This is a genomic window from Acidovorax sp. GBBC 1281 (genome assembly GCF_028473645.1).
In the GTDB taxonomy this organism is placed as follows: domain Bacteria; phylum Pseudomonadota; class Gammaproteobacteria; order Burkholderiales; family Burkholderiaceae_C; genus Paracidovorax.
Map to the genome: position 1 here is coordinate 3,518,956 of NZ_CP097269.1, position 19,610 is coordinate 3,538,565.

The following is a 19,610-nucleotide window of genomic DNA, read 5'->3' on the forward strand; positions in this document are numbered from 1 at the left end:
CCAGGCGTGGCCTGGTGGCGGCCCCGGGCCGCGGATCGGCCCAGCAGCCGCTGGGGCCGCCGGAGTTTTCTGATTTTTCCGTTCACATGGCACCAAGGCACGCATGACGCCCACCTCGCAGCAACGCCCCATCGGTGTGTTCGACAGCGGCATCGGCGGCCTGAGCGTGCTGCGCGCGCTGCAGGCCGAACTGCCGCACGAGCGCTTCGTCTACCTGGCGGACAGTGGCCACGCGCCCTACGGCGAGCGGGGCGACGCCTATGTCGCTGCGCGCACCCACGCCATCACCCGCTACCTGCAGGTGGTGCACGGCATCAAGGCCCTGGTCGTCGCCTGCAACACGGCCACCGCCGCCGCCATCCACGAGGTCCGGACCCAATGCCCGGACCTGCCCCTCGTCGGCCTGGAGCCGGCCATCAAGCCCGCGGTGGCGCTCAGCCAGACCGGGCGCATCGGCGTCATCGGCACGCGGGGCACGCTCACCAGCGGCAAGTTCGCGTTGCTGCTGGGGTCGCTGCAGTCGCAGGCCGAATTCGTGGTGCAGCCCTGCGATGGGCTGGCCTACGCCATCGAACGCAGCACTGAACATGCGGTGCCTGATGCCGCCGAATCCTCCGAGGTGCGCGAACTGTGCACTCGCTACATCGCCGCCATGGGCACGTTCGGCACCGCGGCAGGCCACATCGACACCCTGGTGCTGGGCTGCACCCACTATGTGTTCGCCGAAGAGGAGTTGCGCGCCCTCATCGGCCCGGCAGTGCGCCTGGTGGACACCGGCGAGCCGGTTGCCAGGCAAACCCGCCGCCTGCTGCAGGCGACCGGCCTCCTGGCGGATCCCGGCGACGAGATCCCCGCCGCATGCGACCGCATGCAACTGATCACCACGGGCTCGCTGCTGCCCCTGCAGGCCGCAGCCCAGCGCTGGCTGCAGCTACCGGCCCGGTGCTGCAGCACGGCCACCGTGCCGGCGGACGGTGCAGGTGCAATGGCTCATGAAGCCAATCGGGCTCTGGCGCAATAAAGTTCCCGGCGTCTAGCTACAAAAACAATAGCAGACGCAACGGCCATCAGACGCCCCAGAGGCGCTCACCCGCATGCTCGATGTGGGTCAGATACAACCGCGTATCGAACTCATACTGGTGGTAGTGGGGCTCCATGTGCTCGCACAACTGGTAGAAGGCCTTGTCGTGGTCCTTCTCGCGCAAGTGGGCCAATTCGTGCACGACGATCATGCGCAGAAACTCTTCCGGTGCCTGCTTGAACATGGAGGCGATGCGGATCTCGTGCCGCGCCGTCAGGCGCCCGCCCTGCACGCGCGCCGACGACGTGTGCAGCCCCAACGCGTGCCGCACCACATGGATCTTGCTGTCGAACACCACTTTCTGCACCGTATCGGCCTTGCGCAGATGCTGCGCCTTCAGGTCGGCGGCGTATTGGTACAGCGCCTTGTCGGTGCGCACGGCATGCGCCTGGGGATAGCGCCGCTGCAGCAGGGCCGCCAGGCCCCCTTCGGCGATGAGCGTGCGCACCTGATCCTGCAAGGCATCCGGGTACGCACGAAGGTAAGGCAGTTCGATCGCCATCGGTCGCAATCCGCTGGCCACCTCTGGACAAGAGGCCACCGGGTCTTTCACGAAAAGGCGTGCGCTCTCAGTGCAGATGGCGGGGGCGGCGCCCGCCGCTGCCACCATGGCCACCACCGGAACCGCCGCTGCCGCGTGGCGGCTTGCCAATCTCCAGCGAGTTCACCAGGGCATCGAAACGCTGCGAGAACAGCTTGTCGATCTCGGCCACCACGCCGCCCAGTTCAGCGCCGTCGAAGTGGCGTTCCATCATGTTCACGACATCCTGCACGAGCAGATCGCGCTGCACCTGCATGATGGCCGCGGGGGTCGGGCCCACGAACAGCATGAGGAAGTCGTCACGCGCTTCGGTGCCGTCATCCTCTTCGTCTTCATCGAAGTCGGTGTCGTAGAACGTGACCTCGATGGCCGCGCCCTGCTCCGACAACTCGTTGAGGCTCATGCACATCTCGTCGAGCGACTGGCGAAAGTCTTCGTCGCCACGCACCGTCCAGCAGATTTGCAGGGTGTGCTCCTTGGCGTCGAACTGGATGCCGGGCTCTTCCTCATAGGCGCTCGCCGCACCGTCGGCCAAGGAACGGGCCCCGGCGTACTTCCAGAGCGGCTTCAAAGCCTCTTGCAACTGGTCGAACCCCGTATCGGCCCGCAACTGCACCTGGCCGTGGACATGGATTTCAAAGGGAGCGTTGTAACTTGACATGATCGAATCGTAGTGGTGCCCCGAGCCGGGGTCGAACCGGCACGCCCCTTTTCAGGAAGCGGCGGATTTTAAGTCCGCAGTGTCTACCAATTTCACCATCGGGGCGCCGGCTGCGCGGCGCGCACCTTGCATTCAAGCGTAACCCGGGCCACGCAGGTGCGCAACGCTGCCAATGCGGATCGGCCAATCCAAAGAACAACCGATTCGCACAATAAAAAAGGGAAGCCTAAGCCTCCCTTGCAAATCGGAGCGGGAAACGAGATGCTCGCTTCCAACTCAACGTCTTGATACACAAGAGGTTTTTCGGACACCCCTCGGGCAGAAAACCCAGATTATGTCCTACTTTTTCGGGCGTGGCCAAGTTCCAGGCCCACGCGCAACCTGTAACCTCCAGTGCAATCACCCCACCATGGAGGGATAGGCCATACGGAGTCGACGCGTTCCAGTCCTGCTTCCTCAAAATCTTCGATCTTTCAGAGGGTCACCCATGCACTACGCACCATCGAACCGCCCAGCCACCTCGGCTTTCATCCTGGGGGTTTAACGGCTGCCTGTGCCTCACTGGCCTGGGCGCAGACGGCCGAGCCCGAACTGGGCATGGGGAGTTACGACGGAGAATTGAAGGGTGGGTCAGGCCGCAGCCTGCACATCGTTGCGCAGCAAGGCAACGCAAGACATGGTCGTGACCTATGTCAGCCACCGGCCGGATGGTTCCTCGCTCTTTCTGCAAACCGGCCGCGTGCGCGCTGAGGGACAGACGGCTTTCTCTGGCGACCTGCGCGAGTTTCGCAAAGGCCCCGTACCCGGTGGCGCCCAAGGTCACGGCGAGGAAGCGGCCGACCTCGGGCAGATGCGCATCGCTTTCGACTCCGCGACGACGGGAACGGTGACCCTGCCGGGCGACACGCCCCGCCGCATCGCGAGGTTCCAGCACAGGGCACGTTTCAATCAGAACTGTCGGAGCCGGAACATTGGCAGCACCAGCGTGACGGGGTATCCCACCGCGCCGTCGTTTTCCGCGCGCGACGGCCAGTTCCGGTTCGTTTACGGGTATGGCGAGTCCCAAACGTGCATTTACACAGGCCCCTACCGGTTCGCGGGCCGAGGCATCGAAACCTCGGGAACCTATTCCTGCAACAGCACCCAGCCCGTCACCTACGACTACCTCCGCTTCGAGGGTTGACGGAAAAGAGGCATCTGGTCGGAAACATGAATCCCGGTCGCCCCAGTGATCGGCATCTGTGTTCGCCCCGACATCACGGCGCCCGGTTTGCAACATCCATGCACCAGCGCAGAACTGAACACATTGGCACTGTGAAGGCTCCTAATCACGTCAGGGCAACTGCAAGCCGTGCGCGAAACGTGCCATGCATCCCAACAGACACCATGGGGTGATTGCAGTTCGCAGCCAGCGAGTAAATAGTGGTGTCCACACAAAGCGGCTGCGCAAGAGCAGTCGCTTCTAATGAGGGGATTCAGAGGTGAGGTAGACGTCGACTTCCCGAGTGGCTGACGAGGCCCGCAACCGCAGCCTTCGACTCCTCCACCAGCCGTTCCACCCTATTCCGCACGCTCCTCGCACAAATGCCGATCGCACCCGACAGCCGCTATCCCGATGCATGGCATGCCGAGCCCGCCGCCGATGCCCAAACCTCCAGCGCCGTACTCGATCTGGCGGTACGGCGACGACTGCTCCAATCTTTCGCATCGCGTGGCGGCGCTTCGGAGATTCCTGCCCTCGTCATCCCTGGCGTATTGACGTGGCTTCACGCGCGCACCGGAGCGCCATCCAGCCCCATGCTCTGGTGGTGGGGTGCGCTCCTCGCCTTTGCGGGCCTGCTGTGGGCCATGCAATGGCGCTTTCGCCGAGACACCACGCGACCCGATGCCGAGGTGGTGCCTCGCTGGGAACGGATCTTCCAGGTGCTGGCAGTGGTGGACGGTTTGCTCTGGGTCGTGCCCATCGCACTCACACAGGGGGCACCCCAAGATTTCCGGCTCCTGGTGTACCTCGTCATGTGTGCGGTGATCGCCTCCGGCACGACTTTCCTCGCGCCCCAGCCCCGCGTTTTCTTTCCGTTTTTCGTGGCCACGTACGGTCCGATCCTGGCCGCCGTGACATGGTATTTCCCCGAGCGCTGGCAGGCCATGCTCGCGCTGGTGGCTCTCTTTGGCGGCGTGATCTTGCGACATGCCTGGGGGTCACGCCGATTCGTCGTGCAGCAGGTGGAAATGGAGCGCCAGCGGTTGCAGCTCGCAGAACGTTACCGAGCGGCCAAGGAGGAAGCAGAGCGCGCGCTGGAGGAAAAGAACCGGTTCTATGCCACGGCCAGCCATGACCTGCGCCAGCCACTGCACGCATTGGGCCTGCTGATGGAGACGGCGATTCAGCGCAATACCGATGCGCAGCTCGTGCCGGTGCTCGACGGCATCCAAGATTGCGCCCGGTCCCTCTCCTTCATGTTCGATGCGTTGCTCGACCTGTCGCGCCTGGAATCGAGTACCTACGAAGTTCGGCGCGAGCCCGTGGCGCTGACCACCGTATTCGGCGATGTGGCGACGGTGTTCGGTCCGGATGCGCAGCGGCGGGGGCTGCGACTGCGGTTCGGCCTGCCACGCCGCCGACTGCCCACCGTGCACACCGACGGCACGCTACTGCGGCAGATGATCTTCAACCTCGTTCAGAACGCGCTGCGCTACACCTCGAGCGGCGGCATGCTGGTCGGGATTCGCGCGCGCGGCACGCAATGGCGGATCGAAGTTCGCGACACAGGCCCTGGCGTGCCGCTGGAGGACCAGCATCGCCTCTATGCCCCGTTCTATCGCGGCGGCGCCCGCTGGACGCAGGAGGTGGCCGGCCATGGCCTGGGCCTCTCGGTGGTGGCGCGCTCGGCCCGACTGATCGGTGCCACCTATGGCTTTCAGTCGACACCGGGCCGGGGGTCGTGCTTCTGGCTCTCACTCGACGCTGCGCCGGATGGCCTGCCGCAGGATGGCAAGTCGCCGGGCGACGTGTCATGGCAGGAGCGGATGGGTTCCTTGTCGGGACGCTGCCTGCTGGTCGAAGACGATCCGCAGGTGGCGACGGCGGTGGCCGCGCTTTTGCGCTCCTGGGGGCTGGAGGTCGACCTGGCAGCCACGGCACAGCAAGCACTGCAGATCGTGGACGCGGGCCCCTTGGCGCCAGGGGCCGTTCTGTGTGATCAGCGCCTTGCCGCTGGCCAGAGTGGCTTCGAGCTGCTGCAGGAGTTGCTGCGGCGGTGCCCTGCAGCGCGTGGCGCGCTCGTGAGCGGCGAGCACCAATCGGCCGCGCTGGCACAGGCAGAGGAAGAAGGCTACCTCGTTTTCCGCAAGCCCCTCTCACCCGCGCAGTTGCATGCGGTCCTGGCCCGCTGGTTCACGGCCTCCGTTTGATGCCCTGCAGCACGGTTCACCCGTCAGTGGGGGCGATGGATATCGCAGTTGGCAGCTTCAAGAAATACCTCTGAGCGCTGACGTCACATTCAAACGTTACGAGGCCCCTTCAATGCGCTGGCCTGAAGTTGGTGGCTCACCCGCCGCATATACCGATACCGATGATTCGCGCCAACATCCAGGCACCACAGGTTACGTTTAGTCAGATATATACCAAATCGGCATAGGCTGTGTGCCACCGCTCTCTACAGTGTCTGACACTTGATAAAAATTGGGACGACTGCCCGATGCTGCCTTTTGCAAACTCTGCCCGCTGCGCTGGACCGTGGCATCGTTCAGCCGCTGGCCTGGTGGAAATGCCATGGGACGGGCATCCGCGCGCGATCATCACGTGGCGCCCAGGCGTGAGCTGCCATGACGGGGGCAAGTTGAACACTGCGGACGCAGCCGATTCATTGCAACACGCCATCGACCCCAAGGCCCATCGCACCAGGAGACAACAAGATGGAAATGAAGTGGCTGGAGGATCTTCTTGCGTTGGTGTACAACGGCAGCTTTTCGGCGGCGGCCGCGGATCGGCACGTCACACAGCCTGCGCTCAGCCGCCGCATTCGCGCACTCGAACAATGGGTGGGAGTTCCACTTGTCAACAGAGCCGTCTACCCAGTGCAGCTCACGCCATACGGGCAGGAGTTCATGGGTTTGGCGCGCCAGACAGTGGCATCGATGCAAGCGATGCGCGCCGACCTTCGCCAAGCATCGGGCGAGAACGGGCAGCGTGTGCGAGTGCTGGCCCTGCACACGCTGGCATCGCGAACCGTGCCGGAGCTGATCGCACCGTTGATGCGCAATGAGCCCTCGCTGGCGGTCGAGATCGTGCCCAGTGTTCAAGGTGTTGAGTCACACTTTGACGAGCTCGACGGGGGCGGCGCACAGTTGCTGGTGGGCTATTCGCAGCTCAGGCCCGAAACGCGCACCAAGGATTACGAACGCCGTATCGTTGCTCACGATGCATTGGTTCCAGTCGCATCGTGCGCTTTCGTCGATGAAGACGGTCGCTGCGATCTGCAGCGCTCACGCGAGGTGCCCCTGCTCCGGTATTCGCCTTTCACTTTTTCGGCGGCACTGCTTGACCGTGTGTTCACGCAGATCGGCACGCGCTTACTGCCGCGCGCTGAATCGCCTTTGGCGGAGACGCTCAAAGCGCTTTGCCTGCAAGGATTGGGCGTGGCCTGGCTGCCGCGCAGCAGCGTGGCCGATGAGTTGGTGACCGGTGTTCTGCGCATCGTCGGAGCGGAGTGCTTTCATGTGCCAGTCGAAGTGTGTGCCTGGCGCCGGTTCGACCTGAATCATCGCCGCGCCGTGCATCTATTCGAGGCGCTGCCGTCCTTGGCGGCTGCGGCTGAGCCAAGTCAACAGACGTCCCACAGCAAAACACCCGCGCCCAAAACCCGTGGCAAAACCCGAGGTATGCAATGAAAGCTTCCATCACTGACCTGACCCAACGCCGTCATCTGCTGGCTCTGGCCGCCAGCCTCCCGCTGATAGGCTGCGTTTCCTCGCCGTCTGCCGGCGGGACGCTGCTTGCCGGATCGCACGTCCTGCACTTTCCCGCACCTGGCCTTGGCGCGACCTCCGACGACATTCGCCTGCATGCCCACCGCCCCGCGCGCTGGCAGCCGAACGACCCTGTCGCCATCGTCATGCATGGCGTCCGCCGCGACGCAGACCGCTATCTCCGCGAATGGCTGGAACCCGCCGAGGATGCTGGCATCCTGGTTCTGGTGCCGGAGTTCACGCAGGCCAAGTTTCCCGAGCGCAATTTTTATAACTTCGGAAATGTCGCTGACGACAAAGATGAACATACGGCCTAGTGGTGTGAACCGGAAGTTCGTATGCAGAACTCTGCAACGGACTGAAGGATTTGATCGGCCGTCTTGGTCCAGACGAAGGGCTTGGGATTGACGTTGTTGGTAGCCACGTAGGCGCGGATGGCGTTCTCCAGGGCGCGGGTCGAGGGGAATCTCCCGCGCTTGAGCCGACGCGCCGTGAGGATCGAGAACCAGCATTCCACCAGGTTGATCCAAGAGGCCGAGGTGGGCGTAAAGTGCAGGTGCACACGCGTATGCCTGAGCAGCCAGCGCTGGATGATCGGGCTCTTGTGGGTGCTGGCATTGTCGAGCACGAGATGCAGTTCGAACTCCGCGGGCGTGGCACGTTCGACGGTCTGCAGGAAGTGACGGAACTCCACGCTGCGATGACGTCGGTGGACCTCGGCGATGACCGTGCCGGCCTTGACATCGAGGGCGGCAAAGAGGTCTGTCGTGCCGTGTCTCAGGTAGTCATGCGTGTGGCGCTCCGGCTGGCCCGGTTGCATGGGTATGGCCGGAGCGGTATCACTGTGGGCCTGGATGGAGGGCTTCTCGTCCACGCACAGCACCAGAGCGCGCTCGGGTGGATGCAAGTACAACCCCACGATGTCACGCACCTTGTCGACGAAGTACGGGTCGGTGGAGAGCTTGAAGCCTTCGGTGCGATGCGGCGCCAATGCAAAGGCACGCCAGATGCGCGAGATGGTGGTCTGGCTCAGTCCCAGATGAGCGGCGAGCGTACGGGTGGACCAATGGGTGGCATTCTCTGGCACGGTCTCCAGCGTCGTGGTGATCACGGCCTCGACCTGCTCGTCCAGGATCGTGCGCGGAGCGCCTGAGCGGGGTGCATCGTCGAGGCCGGCAATGCCATGCTGGGCAAAGCGCCGACGCCACTTCGACACCGTCATCAGGCTCAAACCCATGGCTTCGGCAATCGCCGTGTTGGTCGCTGCTGAATCGGCACAGGCCAGCACGATGCGTGCTCGCAGCGCCAAGGCCTGGGCGGTCTTGCGACGGCGTGACCAACCGAGCAACACAGCTCGGTCGGCTTCGCTCAACTCGATAGCAACGGCATGCGGTCGGGCCATGATGTGCTCCCGGGCTGCAAAAAACAGCCGCCAGAAACACATCATAGAAGTTCATGCGAATCTCTGGTGCACACCGGCTTTGTTGCACAAATCGCGATGCTGATGCCCGTAGACTGACTGCGTGACAGAGACGAAGAACAGGCAGCGGAGCAAGTACCGCACGACGAACTGGAAGGCGTACAACGCGGCGCTGAAAGCGCGAGGCTCGTTGACGATGTGGCTAGATGAGGGCATGCAGTGGTTTGGCACGCCGACCGGCAGGCGTGGACGCAGCCGAACCTTCTCGGACGCAGCAATCCAGTTCTGCCTGAGCATCAAGTGCCTGTTCGGCCAGCCCTTGCGACAGGCGCTGGGCATGGTGCAGAGCCTGCTGCGGCTGGCAAAGCTGGACTGGCCGGTACCTGACTTCAGCACTGTTTGCCGGCGCCAAAAGACCTTGCAGGTCGAACTGAGCTACCAGCGAACCAACTCGCCGCTGCAGTTGCTGGTGGACAGCACCGGCATCAAGTTCCTGGGCGAAGGAGAGTGAAAACGCAAGAAGCATGGTGCTGAATACCGGCGCGAATGGCGCAAGGTCCATCTGGGCATCGACGCGCAGACGCTGGAAATACGCGCCATCGAGGTGACCAGCAACGCCATTGGGGATGCGCCGATGTTGCCCGGGTTGCTGGCTCAGATTCCCACTGACGAATCCATCGAAAGCGTCAGTGCCGATGGCGCCTACGACACGCGCGCCTGCCTGGACGCCATTGCCGAGCGGCACGCGATGGCGGTGATCCCGCCCCGCAAGAACGCCAGCCATTGGAAGAAGTCGAGTCCGGGCTCGGCGCATCGTAATGAGGCCATTCGGGCGTGCCAGCGCCTGGGTCGCGGCATTTGGAAGAAGTGGAGCGGCTACCACCGGCGCAGCCTTGTGGAGACGAAGATGCACTGCTTCAAGCGACTGGGCGAACGGGTGATCGCGCGCACGTTCGACCGCCAGGTTGTGGAGCTGCATGTCCGCGTGGCCTTGCTCAATCGGTTCAGTCAGATCGGCCGTCCTCACACCGTGTCGGTGACTGCTGTGGCATAGGTCCGTCTGGGGTTGGGGTCATGCCGTCTGCAATTCGATTTGTGCAACAGCGCCATACAGCGCGACAATCACGCTTTCGTTGCATTCGAATCGCGGAGGTTCGTTTCATGGCGAAGGAGTTCGCTTTTATCCCGACATTGGTCGCTGGACGAGAAAGAATAGCTCCTCAATCAATAACTGCCAAAGAAAGGGATTTAAGTTGTTCAACAGAATTACCGGCAATAGTTCTACATACCGTACACCAGCGGACCATTCACCTGGAAGCTCTCCTGAGCGGATTGAGGAATCGAAGAAAAAGGTGCAGGACTGGGATATGTCCTTCAGCCCCCCACGAGCATCAAATCGCCCGCGCCCAAGTTCATCGGAATCTTCCAGCATGGCTCCCAGGGGTGCATTCTTTTCCCCGAGTTCCAAGCCTGATCGTGGACATACTGTACTCGACAGTAACAGCGTCGCCGGAGGCGGTGGTGATCGGAAAATGAACGCGCAGATAGAGCGTAACGCGATGGCGGCGCGGTTACAAAAAGATTACCCGGATGGACTTCCGGAGGATAAAAAAAAATCGGTCAAATCAGGCAGTGAATTTGGCATCAACTCCAGCGAGGGCAAGAAGGTTTACAACACCTACAAAACAATGCTGAAAGAATCCTAATAGCGAGATAATAAAGGGGGGGCGCTTCAGTGCAGCCAAGTCAAGCATACGCGCTGGTCCCCCTCGACCATTTTGATGCTTTTGTACATCGCATTCTTGGAAATTTTTTCGCGGGCGACCTTGTTCGGTCAGAGCATGGCGCTTGCTGCAAAGAGTACAAACTCGCAAATCATATCTTGGCGTGGTCAACGATCTGCTCACTGTTAAAGCGCTACAACTAAGGACTTGCACTGTGGTGGCCCACGCTAATTGCCGCACCGAGTTCAACGAAGGACAAGGAAGGCGCTGTTGCACAAATCGAATTGCAGACGGCATGACCCCAACCCCAGACGGACCTATGCCACAGCAGTCACCGACACGGTGTGAGGACGGCCGATCTGACTGAACCGATTGAGCAAGGCCACGCGGACATGCAGCTCCACAACCTGGCGGTCGAACGTGCGCGCGATCACCCGTTCGCCCAGTCGCTTGAAGCAGTGCATCTTCGTCTCCACAAGGCTGCGCCGGTGGTAGCCGCTCCACTTCTTCCAAATGCCGCGACCCAGGCGCTGGCACGCCCGAATGGCCTCATTACGATGCGCCGAGCCCGGACTCGACTTCTTCCAATGGCTGGCGTTCTTGCGGGGCGGGATCACCGCCATCGCGTGCCGCTCGGCAATGGCGTCCAGGCAGGCGCGCGTGTCGTAGGCGCCATCGGCACTGACGCTTTCGATGGATTCGTCAGTGGGAATCTGAGCCAGCAACCCGGGCAACATCGGCGCATCCCCAATGGCGTTGCTGGTCACCTCGATGGCGCGTATTTCCAGCGTCTGCGCGTCGATGCCCAGATGGACCTTGCGCCATTCGCGCCGGTATTCAGCACCATGCTTCTTGCGTTTCCACTCTCCTTCGCCCAGGAACTTGATGCCGGTGCTGTCCACCAGCAACTGCAGCGGCGAGTTGGTTCGCTGGTAGCTCAGTTCGACCTGCAAGGTCTTTTGGCGCCGGCAAACAGTGCTGAAGTCAGGTACCGGCCAGTCCAGCTTTGCCAGCCGCAGCAGGCTCTGCACCATGCCCAGCGCCTGTCGCAAGGGCTGGCCGAACAGGCACTTGATGCTCAGGCAGAACTGGATTGCTGCGTCCGAGAAGGTTCGGCTGCGTCCACGCCTGCCGGTCGGCGTGCCAAACCACTGCATGCCCTCATCTAGCCACATCGTCAACGAGCCTCGCGCTTTCAGCGCCGCGTTGTACGCCTTCCAGTTCGTCGTGCGGTACTTGCTCCGCTGCCTGTTCTTCGTCTCTGTCACGCAGTCAGTCTACGGGCATCAGCATCGCGATTTGTGCAACAAAGCCGACAAGGATGGTACGCGCGGCCCCGCGATTCAGCTGAGCAAACATCCAATGGCATGTGGTCATAACGTCATCGAAGGGCTTGGCTCTGGAATAAAGCCATCCGGTGCTGACGCTACTGAGAAAACCGACCTGCCGGCATCGCAATATTCCGTTACTCAACCTTAATTTTCCTGACATGGACTTATTCAACACCGCTGGGTTCTTAAACTCTCCCGCCGCGTACGCTGAGCAAAGGCGATTGATGGGTTTGCGAGACGACGAGCCTGATTCACCCACTTCACCCTCGCCCAAGGCATCGCCAAATCGATCATCCAGCTTCGCGATGACCCCGTTGCGGGAAGCCCTGTCCTCACCACCGACACCGCATTCATCATCTTCGCGGGTAGACAGTAGCCCTGAGCGCTCACCAATCGCTCATGACGAACCCACCGCTCCACCCAGTCAAAAAAGGCGGGGATTCGGCCTGGGAAAACTCAAGAAATTTTTCGGAGGGCGATCGCACTCCAGTTCGCACCCATCCAACACTAGCGCGTCTGTCTGGAAGCCCCGTATGGAGCGCATGCCGAGTCCGCCGCGATCGGAGAGCCACTCTGGGAGTTCGTCCCCTGATCGGAATGAGCTGGAAATTTCCTCTCCACGCGCGAGCGCCAGCGGCAACGGATATGAAGGCACGTCGTGGGCGCCTTCGGTAGGAGCGCCATGGGCATTTGCCGCAGAGACGACAAATGGGGAATCGATCCAGCGAAAAGCCGCCGCCTGGGTGGATCTCAACAACACCATTCTCCAGCATGACGACGTTGACCCCCGCCTCTCCCAGGCATTGAAAAACCTGTTTTTCGTGTTTGCCGATTCGAGCGAGTTTCGTTCTACGATGAGGAGTCTGGAGGCTGGTGGTCCAGTGCACATCCAGGTGGATGCCGAGGCCGGCCGGTCGTATTTCGCGCCTGGAACCCGCACCGTTGTCTTGGATGAAATGAGGGCGCGTGATCCAGACATTGCCATGGCGACTCTGGCATTCGAATTGACGAACGCGGCCCTCGCACCGGCCTTCGCAGAGGTGGAGCGACGAGCGCAGGACACAGGGATGAGCGCTGCCGAATATGGGGAAGCGATCGAAAGGGTAGAGTATCAAACGACTGAAAGCGTTCACCGTTACTATCGGGAGGCACAGCACTCTTTACAGGCGCGCGGTCTCGGACAAGCTCGCAACTGGTTTAGCAAAATAGACCCTAGTGGTGAGGTTCGGCGGATGTTCGAGACCGAAGAGGACGCGCTGAGAACGCAACGAATGGCAGGACACACAGGCGCATACGAGCAAAGCTATCAAAGGAATTGGTAACACTCAACGATCAGGACCGTTGCAGCAAACTTCCCCGCACACATCTGGGAGCCTCTCACAACCCCATGTTTGACGAATCCGAATAGGGAGGAGTGGGCGCCAGTAGCCGTTTGAGCGTGATGAGGCCCAGCAACGGTCTGCGCCTGGGTGCATGAGGGGCCTTGCAGGCCCGGTGGCTCAGGCTTTCACCGTTTGCAGGCGCACTTGTGCCTTGCCAGTGGCGGGCTTGAAGAAAGCATCCACGCCCCGATGCAGGAACCAGGCCAGTCGCTTCATGTTGTAGCAGGCGGCCATCATCGTCATCCCCACCGTGGCGCGCGCCTGTCCGATGGTGCGCACGAACTTGCCCCCCAGGTGGCGGATACCGGCGAACACGTGCTCCACCTTGGCTCGTTTCTTTGCGATGCGCTGGTTGCGCCCCTTCTGGCATTCGCTCTGTGGTCGGCCCGCCTGCGCACGGCGCTGCATCGCATCCACGAATCCCAGCACTTTCAGCATCTGGCACCTTTGGCGGCTCGGGTAGGCTTTGTCCGCATGCACTGCCCGCCCGGTGTTGTGCATGTCCAGCACCTCATCGAAGTGGTGCCCGTCGTGCTCGCTGGCCGTGCCCGTGGCGAGGCGGCGGATGAAGCCGTGCTTGAGGTCCACGCTCACGCTGAGCTTGTAGCCGAAGTGGCTTTTGCCGTGCTTCTTCGTGTGCGTGGCCTCCACATCCTTTTGCCTGCGTCGCGCTTGGCTCCAGTCCGGCTGCCCGCCTTGTGCCAGCGTTCGCCGCTCCTGCTGGCCGATGTGCTGTCGGGGCGCGGGCACCAGCGTGGCATCAATGGCTTGCCCGCCCCGGGCGATGTAGCCGTGGCGCTGCAGTTGGGCATCCACCCCCTGGAACAAGGCCGTTGCCCCGCCCACGCCAAGGCGCTCGCCAAAGCGCCAGATCGTGTTGCGGTCCGGCACGTTCATCGCATCCTGCAACAGGCAAAACCGCTGGTAGCTCCCCCGGTCCAGCAACTGATACTCCATCTGCTCATCGGACAGGTTGTACAGCCGCTTCAACACCAGGATGCGCACCATCACCTCGGTGGGGTAGGCGGGCCGACCGCCCCGGCGGCCACCCCCGCGTTCGATCAAGGCATCCACCAGCCGGGCCAGTTCTGCGAAGTCGATGTGCCGCGCGATCACCTGCAGCGGATCGCCCACCTCATCTCTCTTGTGTTGGCGCGAGGCCTCAGCGAACAGGTCGAACTTCAGGGCGCTACGGGGAGTGATCATGGCAAAGGATGGAGCACGCATTCTCGATCAACAAGGGACCGGATGGGTTTTGAGAGGTTCCCAATAGTCTCCATACGTCGCCCACTTAGATTTGCCGTCGACAGATTTCAATACGTCCGAGACCATTTCGCATGGGTGGAGATCAGCCTTTCGATTGGCCGGTATCGGACCATCAAAGCCCATCTGAGGCCAGACAACGTATCCGTTCAAATAATCGAGCGGGTTGTCGGGATTCAACGTGGATGCATTGCCTGCGGCATTGACTTCTACAAACGCAAACTGCCCCGTAAGCTGTGCCTCACGCAGGCTTTGTTGCACAAACCGAATCGAGCGCGTTATGACCCCAGCCCCAGGCGCACTCATGCCACAGCCGCCACCGCGACGGTTTCAGGCCGTCCAAGCTGGCTGAACCGGTTCAGCAGCGCAACTCGGACATGCAGCTCAACCACCTGACGCTCAAACGTTCGTGCCATGACCCGCTCGCCCAAGCGCTTGAAGCAGTGCATCTTGGTCTCCACCAGGCTGCGCCGGTGGTAGCCGCTCCAGCTCTTCCAGATACGCCAGCCCAGGCGCCTGCAGGCCCGTACGGCTTCGTTACGGCTGGCTGACCCGGGACTGGCCCGTTTCCAGAAACTGGCGTTCTTGCGTGGCGGGATCACGGCCTGTGCACCTCGTCTGGCAATGGTGTCCAGACAGGCCCGCGTGTCATAAGCTCCGTCAGCACTGACACTGACACTGGCGATGGGCTCATCGACCTCAATTTGCGCCAGCAACTGCGGCAGCATGGGCGCATCTCCAATGGCGTTGCTGGTGACCTCGATGGCCCGGATCTCCAGTGTCTGAGCATCGATGCCCAAATGAACCTTACGCCATTCGCGCCGGTATTCGGCCCCGTGCCTTTTGCGCTTGCATTCACCTTCTCCCAGGAACTTAATGCCTGTGCTGTCCACCAGCAGGTGCAGCGGTGAGCTCCTCGGCTGGTAGTTCAGTTGGACTTGCAGATCCTTTTGGCGCCGACAGACCGTGCTGAAGTCAGGGACCGGCCAGTTCACCCCAGCCAGCTTGAGCAGGCTTTGGACCATGCCAAGCGCTTGGCGAAGGGGCTGACCAAACAGGCACTTGATGCTCAGACAGAACTGGATCGCGGCATCCGAGAACGTTTGGTTGCGACCGCGTTTGCCTTTGGGCTCAGCCAGCCACTGCATCCCCCTATCCAGCCACATCGTCAGCGATCCACGGGCCTTCAATGCCGCGTTGTACTGTGCCCAGTTTGTCGTGCGGTAGCGGGTCCGCATCTTCTTGCCTTCACTCATCTGGTCAGACTACCAGCGAGCTGCATCGCTTTGTGCAACAAAGCCATTCGGACTGGTCAAATTTACCCCGAAGACAAAAAAAGCTATTCTTCAAGAAAATGAGGAATTCTTTGGTGTTAAAAAATGCGAAAAGTGTAAATGCCAAGTTCAAAAGCCCGCCAAAAGTATGAAAGGGGTTACTCCTCCTTCTGATGAATGGCAAATTGATCATATTGAAGCAGAGTCTTCTGGTGGTCCAGCTACTGAAGTGAATGGTCAGGTGCTGTGCAGAAAGTGCAATCGTGACGATTGGCATAAGAAAAAGCCAAACTATAAGAGGAAAAATAGAAAAATGAATAAGAAGCCAAAGAAAAATGGAAAAGGAAATTGCGGTGAATGATCGGGTCAAAATTATATTTTCGCTTGTGCCTGATGAAGATGGGTATCCACCATTCGATTACGAAAGTGTGTGGGCTAAAAAATTGAATGAGAACTTGTGGAAAATAGATAATATTCCATTCTTTGTCACTGATGTCAGTAGCGGAGACATAGTTAGAATAAAAAGAAGAAAATCTGGGGAGAATCATTTTTTGGAGGTCGTGGAAAAGTGCGGGCATAGTACGTTGAGAATCTTTTTTAACGAAGAGAGTTCTGTTAAAGAAGTTCGGGATCAGTTATTAAAAATGGGCTGCTCAACAGAGGCTTCCAATATTAAAAAGTTGATCTCTATCGATGTTCCTCCTGAGGTGTCTATAAATAAAGTTAAAAGTTATCTGGAATTGCTGAATAAGCAAGAAATTCTCGATATTGAGGATGGGTGCTTGCAGCACCCATAACAGAGCGGAATACGAAGCCGTAGGGGAACCTCTCAAAACCCATCCGGTCCCTTGTTGATCGAGAATGCGTGCTCCATCCTTTGCCATGATCACTCCCCGTAGCGCCCTGAAGTTCGACCTGTTCGCTGAGGCCTCGCGCCAACACAAGAGAGATGAGGTGGGCGATCCGCTGCAGGTGATCGCGCGGCACATCGACTTCGCAGAACTGGCCCGGCTGGTGGATGCCTTGATCGAACGCGGGGGTGGCCGCCGGGGCGGTCGGCCCGCCTACCCCACCGAGGTGATGGTGCGCATCCTGGTGTTGAAGCGGCTGTACAACCTGTCCGATGAGCAGATGGAGTATCAGTTGCTGGACCGGGGGAGCTACCAGCGGTTTTGCCTGTTGCAGGATGCGATGAACGTGCCGGACCGCAACACGATCTGGCGCTTTGGCGAGCGCCTTGGCGTGGGCGGGGCAACGGCCTTGTTCCAGGGGGTGGATGCCCAACTGCAGCGCCACGGCTACATCGCCCGGGGCGGGCAGGCCATTGATGCCACGCTGGTGCCCGCGCCCCGACAGCACATCGGCCAGCAGGAGCGGCGAACGCTGGCACAAGGCGGGCAGCCGGACTGGAGCCAAGCGCGACGCAGGCAAAAGGATGTGGAGGCCACGCACACGAAGAAGCACGGCAAAAGCCACTTCGGCTACAAGCTCAGCGTGAGCGTGGACCTCAAGCACGGCTTCATCCGCCGCCTCGCCACGGGCACGGCCAGCGAGCACGACGGGCACCACTTCGATGAGGTGCTGGACATGCACAACACCGGGCGGGCAGTGCATGCGGACAAAGCCTACCCGAGCCGCCAAAGGTGCCAGATGCTGAAAGTGCTGGGATTCGTGGATGCGATGCAGCGCCGTGCGCAGGCGGGCCGACCACAGAGCGAATGCCAGAAGGGGCGCAACCAGCGCATCGCAAAGAAACGAGCCAAGGTGGAGCACGTGTTCGCCGGTATCCGCCACCTGGGGGGCAAGTTCGTGCGCACCATCGGACAGGCGCGCGCCACGGTGGGGATGACGATGATGGCCGCCTGCTACAACATGAAGCGACTGGCCTGGTTCCTGCATCGGGGCGTGGATGCTTTCTTCAAGCCCGCCACTGGCAAGGCACAAGTGCGCCTGCAAACGGTGAAAGCCTGAGCCACCGGGCCTGCAAGGCCCCTCATGCACCCAGGCGCAGACCGTTGCTGGGCCTCATCACGCTCAAACGGCTACTGGCGCCCACTCCTCCCTATTCGGATTCGTCAAACATGGGGTTGTGAGAGGCTCCCATTCTCGATCAACAAGGGACCGGATGGGTTTTGAGAGGTTCCCGTAGGGCTTTGTTGCACAAATCGCGATGCTGATGCCCGTAGACTGACTGCGTGACAGAGACGAAGAACAGGCAGCGGAGCAAGTACCGCACGACGAACTGGAAGGCGTACAACGCGGCGCTGAAAGCGCGAGGCTCGTTGACGATGTGGCTAGATGAGGGCATGCAGTGGTTTGGCACGCCGACCGGCAGGCGTGGACGCAGCCGAACCTTCTCGGACGCAGCAATCCAGTTCTGCCTGAGCATCAAGTGCCTGTTCGGCCAGCCCTTGCGACAGGCGCTGGGCATGGTGCAGAGCCTGCTGCGGCTGGCAAAGCTGGACTGGCCGGTACCTGACTTCAGCACTGTTTGCCGGCGCCAAAAGACCTTGCAGGTCGAACTGAGCTACCAGCGAACCAACTCGCCGCTGCAGTTGCTGGTGGACAGCACCGGCATCAAGTTCCTGGGCGAAGGAGAGTGAAAACGCAAGAAGCATGGTGCTGAATACCGGCGCGAATGGCGCAAGGTCCATCTGGGCATCGACGCGCAGACGCTGGAAATACGCGCCATCGAGGTGACCAGCAACGCCATTGGGGAACCTCTCAAAACCCATCCGGTCCCTTGTTGATCGAGAATGCGTGCTCCATCCTTTGCCATGATCACTCCCCGTAGCGCCCTGAAGTTCGACCTGTTCGCTGAGGCCTCGCGCCAACACAAGAGAGATGAGGTGGGCGATCCGCTGCAGGTGATCGCGCGGCACATCGACTTCGCAGAACTGGCCCGGCTGGTGGATGCCTTGATCGAACGCGGGGGTGGCCGCCGGGGCGGTCGGCCCGCCTACCCCACCGAGGTGATGGTGCGCATCCTGGTGTTGAAGCGGCTGTACAACCTGTCCGATGAGCAGATGGAGTATCAGTTGCTGGACCGGGGGAGCTACCAGCGGTTTTGCCTGTTGCAGGATGCGATGAACGTGCCGGACCGCAAAACGATCTGGCGCTTTGGCGAGCGCCTTGGCGTGGGCGGGGCAACGGCCTTGTTCCAGGGGGTGGATGCCCAACTGCAGCGCCACGGCTACATCGCCCGGGGCGGGCAGGCCATTGATGCCACGCTGGTGCCCGCGCCCCGACAGCACATCGGCCAGCAGGAGCGGCGAACGCTGGCACAAGGCGGGCAGCCGGACTGGAGCCAAGCGCGACGCAGGCAAAAGGATGTGGAGGCCACGCACACGAAGAAGCACGGCAAAAGCCACTTCGGCTACAAGCTCAGCGTGAGCGTGGACCTCAAGCACGGCTTCATCCGCCGCCTCGCCACGGGCACGGCCAGCGAGCACGACGGGCACCACTTCGATGAGGTGCTGGACATGCACAACACCGGGCGGGCAGTGCATGCGGACAAAGCCTACCCGAGCCGCCAAAGGTGCCAGATGCTGAAAGTGCTGGGATTCGTGGATGCGATGCAGCGCCGTGCGCAGGCGGGCCGACCACAGAGCGAATGCCAGAAGGGGCGCAACCAGCGCATCGCAAAGAAACGAGCCAAGGTGGAGCACGTGTTCGCCGGTATCCGCCACCTGGGGGGCAAGTTCGTGCGCACCATCGGACAGGCGCGCGCCACGGTGGGGATGACGATGATGGCCGCCTGCTACAACATGAAGCGACTGGCCTGGTTCCTGCATCGGGGCGTGGATGCTTTCTTCAAGCCCGCCACTGGCAAGGCACAAGTGCGCCTGCAAACGGTGAAAGCCTGAGCCACCGGGCCTGCAAGGCCCCTCATGCACCCAGGCGCAGACCGTTGCTGGGCCTCATCACGCTCAAACGGCTACTGGCGCCCACTCCTCCCTATT

Annotated in this window: 17 protein-coding genes, 1 tRNA gene and 2 pseudogenes; 13 read left to right on the forward strand and 7 right to left on the reverse strand. The window is 61.3% G+C overall.

All coding sequences use genetic code 11. The annotated features are described in order from the left end of the window. Positions 1-103 precede the first annotated feature (103 nt). Entirely contained in the window at positions 104-1,021 is a 918-nt protein-coding gene (gene murI, locus M5C96_RS16420) for a glutamate racemase (RefSeq protein WP_272564199.1), read from the forward strand. Between the two features lie 46 nt (positions 1,022-1,067). Here murI and M5C96_RS16425 read toward each other — a convergent pair whose 3' ends face one another. From M5C96_RS16425 to M5C96_RS16435, 3 genes are all read right to left on the reverse strand, one after another. After that, positions 1,068-1,583, reverse strand: a complete 516-nt coding sequence (locus M5C96_RS16425; protein WP_272564200.1) for a M48 metallopeptidase family protein — start codon at positions 1,581-1,583, stop codon at positions 1,068-1,070. A 67-nt stretch (positions 1,584-1,650) separates the two neighbouring features. Beyond that, positions 1,651-2,283, reverse strand: coding sequence for a DUF6806 family protein (locus tag M5C96_RS16430; protein WP_272564201.1), 633 nt, complete (start codon positions 2,281-2,283; stop codon positions 1,651-1,653). 13 nt (positions 2,284-2,296) lie between these two features. After that, positions 2,297-2,388 (reverse strand) — tRNA-Leu (locus M5C96_RS16435). A 571-nt stretch (positions 2,389-2,959) separates the two neighbouring features. Between M5C96_RS16435 and M5C96_RS16440 the strand changes: the two genes are divergently transcribed. From M5C96_RS16440 to M5C96_RS16455, 4 genes are all read left to right on the forward strand, one after another. Then, the gene (locus M5C96_RS16440; protein WP_272564202.1) at positions 2,960-3,466 is read left to right on the forward strand and encodes a hypothetical protein; all 507 of its coding nucleotides are present in this window, start codon (positions 2,960-2,962) and stop codon (positions 3,464-3,466) included. A gap of 401 nt (positions 3,467-3,867) precedes the next feature. After that, entirely contained in the window at positions 3,868-5,697 is a 1,830-nt protein-coding gene (locus tag M5C96_RS16445; protein WP_272564204.1) for an ATP-binding response regulator, read from the forward strand. Positions 5,698-6,201: 504 nt separating this feature from the next. Then, positions 6,202-7,176 (forward strand): LysR family transcriptional regulator, encoded by a 975-nt coding sequence (locus tag M5C96_RS16450; RefSeq protein WP_272564205.1) that lies wholly within the window; start codon positions 6,202-6,204, stop codon positions 7,174-7,176. Next, complete coding sequence (locus tag M5C96_RS16455) at positions 7,173-7,571, forward strand: hypothetical protein (protein ID WP_272564206.1); 399 nt, start codon at positions 7,173-7,175, stop codon at positions 7,569-7,571. The genes M5C96_RS16450 and M5C96_RS16455 overlap by 4 nt, the downstream gene beginning before the upstream one ends. On the opposite strand, the gene M5C96_RS16460 is transcribed toward M5C96_RS16455, so the two are convergent. Further along, complete coding sequence (locus M5C96_RS16460) at positions 7,568-8,656, reverse strand: IS630 family transposase (RefSeq protein WP_272564207.1); 1,089 nt, start codon at positions 8,654-8,656, stop codon at positions 7,568-7,570. The genes M5C96_RS16455 and M5C96_RS16460 overlap by 4 nt on opposite strands. Positions 8,657-8,777: 121 nt before the next feature. Between M5C96_RS16460 and M5C96_RS16465 the strand changes: the two are divergent. After that, a pseudogene (locus M5C96_RS16465) lies at positions 8,778-9,728 on the forward strand (IS5 family transposase). Positions 9,729-9,927: 199 nt separating this feature from the next. Then, positions 9,928-10,380 carry a hypothetical protein gene (locus tag M5C96_RS16470; protein ID WP_272564208.1) on the forward strand — a complete coding sequence of 151 codons (453 nt, stop codon included), beginning with the start codon at positions 9,928-9,930 and terminating at the stop codon, positions 10,378-10,380. Between the two features lie 335 nt (positions 10,381-10,715). Here the strand turns inward: M5C96_RS16470 and M5C96_RS16475 are convergent, their stop codons facing one another. Continuing rightward, positions 10,716-11,666 carry an IS5 family transposase gene (locus M5C96_RS16475; protein WP_272563652.1) on the reverse strand — a complete coding sequence of 317 codons (951 nt, stop codon included), beginning with the start codon at positions 11,664-11,666 and terminating at the stop codon, positions 10,716-10,718. Positions 11,667-12,472: 806 nt separating this feature from the next. On the opposite strand from M5C96_RS16475, the gene M5C96_RS16480 reads away from it, so the two are divergent. Further along, positions 12,473-13,051 carry a hypothetical protein gene (locus tag M5C96_RS16480; protein WP_272564209.1) on the forward strand — a complete coding sequence of 193 codons (579 nt, stop codon included), beginning with the start codon at positions 12,473-12,475 and terminating at the stop codon, positions 13,049-13,051. 177 nt (positions 13,052-13,228) lie between these two features. On the opposite strand, the gene M5C96_RS16485 is transcribed toward M5C96_RS16480, so the two are convergent. Next, entirely contained in the window at positions 13,229-14,314 is a 1,086-nt protein-coding gene (locus M5C96_RS16485) for an IS5 family transposase (protein WP_272569564.1), read from the reverse strand. A gap of 362 nt (positions 14,315-14,676) precedes the next feature. Then, positions 14,677-15,630, reverse strand: coding sequence for an IS5 family transposase (locus M5C96_RS16490; RefSeq protein ID WP_272563677.1), 954 nt, complete (start codon positions 15,628-15,630; stop codon positions 14,677-14,679). Between M5C96_RS16490 and M5C96_RS16495 the strand changes: the two genes are divergently transcribed. The 5 genes and pseudogenes from M5C96_RS16495 to M5C96_RS16515 all read left to right on the forward strand — a co-directional run bounded on the left by M5C96_RS16495 (position 15,617) and on the right by M5C96_RS16515 (position 19,514). Next, positions 15,617-16,009, forward strand: coding sequence for an HNH endonuclease (locus M5C96_RS16495; protein ID WP_272564210.1), 393 nt, complete (start codon positions 15,617-15,619; stop codon positions 16,007-16,009). The genes M5C96_RS16490 and M5C96_RS16495 overlap by 14 nt on opposite strands. Beyond that, on the forward strand, positions 15,984-16,445 hold the full coding sequence (locus tag M5C96_RS16500) for a DUF4265 domain-containing protein (protein ID WP_272564211.1): 462 nt from the start codon (positions 15,984-15,986) through the stop codon (positions 16,443-16,445). Before M5C96_RS16495 ends, M5C96_RS16500 begins: the two co-directional genes overlap by 26 nt. 88 nt (positions 16,446-16,533) lie before the next feature. Beyond that, on the forward strand, positions 16,534-17,619 hold the full coding sequence (locus M5C96_RS16505) for an IS5 family transposase (RefSeq protein WP_272569564.1): 1,086 nt from the start codon (positions 16,534-16,536) through the stop codon (positions 17,617-17,619). Between the two features lie 224 nt (positions 17,620-17,843). Next, a pseudogene (locus M5C96_RS16510) lies at positions 17,844-18,368 on the forward strand (IS5 family transposase); the annotation flags it as partial. A 60-nt stretch (positions 18,369-18,428) separates the two neighbouring features. After that, positions 18,429-19,514 carry an IS5 family transposase gene (locus M5C96_RS16515; protein WP_272569558.1) on the forward strand — a complete coding sequence of 362 codons (1,086 nt, stop codon included), beginning with the start codon at positions 18,429-18,431 and terminating at the stop codon, positions 19,512-19,514. Positions 19,515-19,610 lie beyond the last annotated feature (96 nt).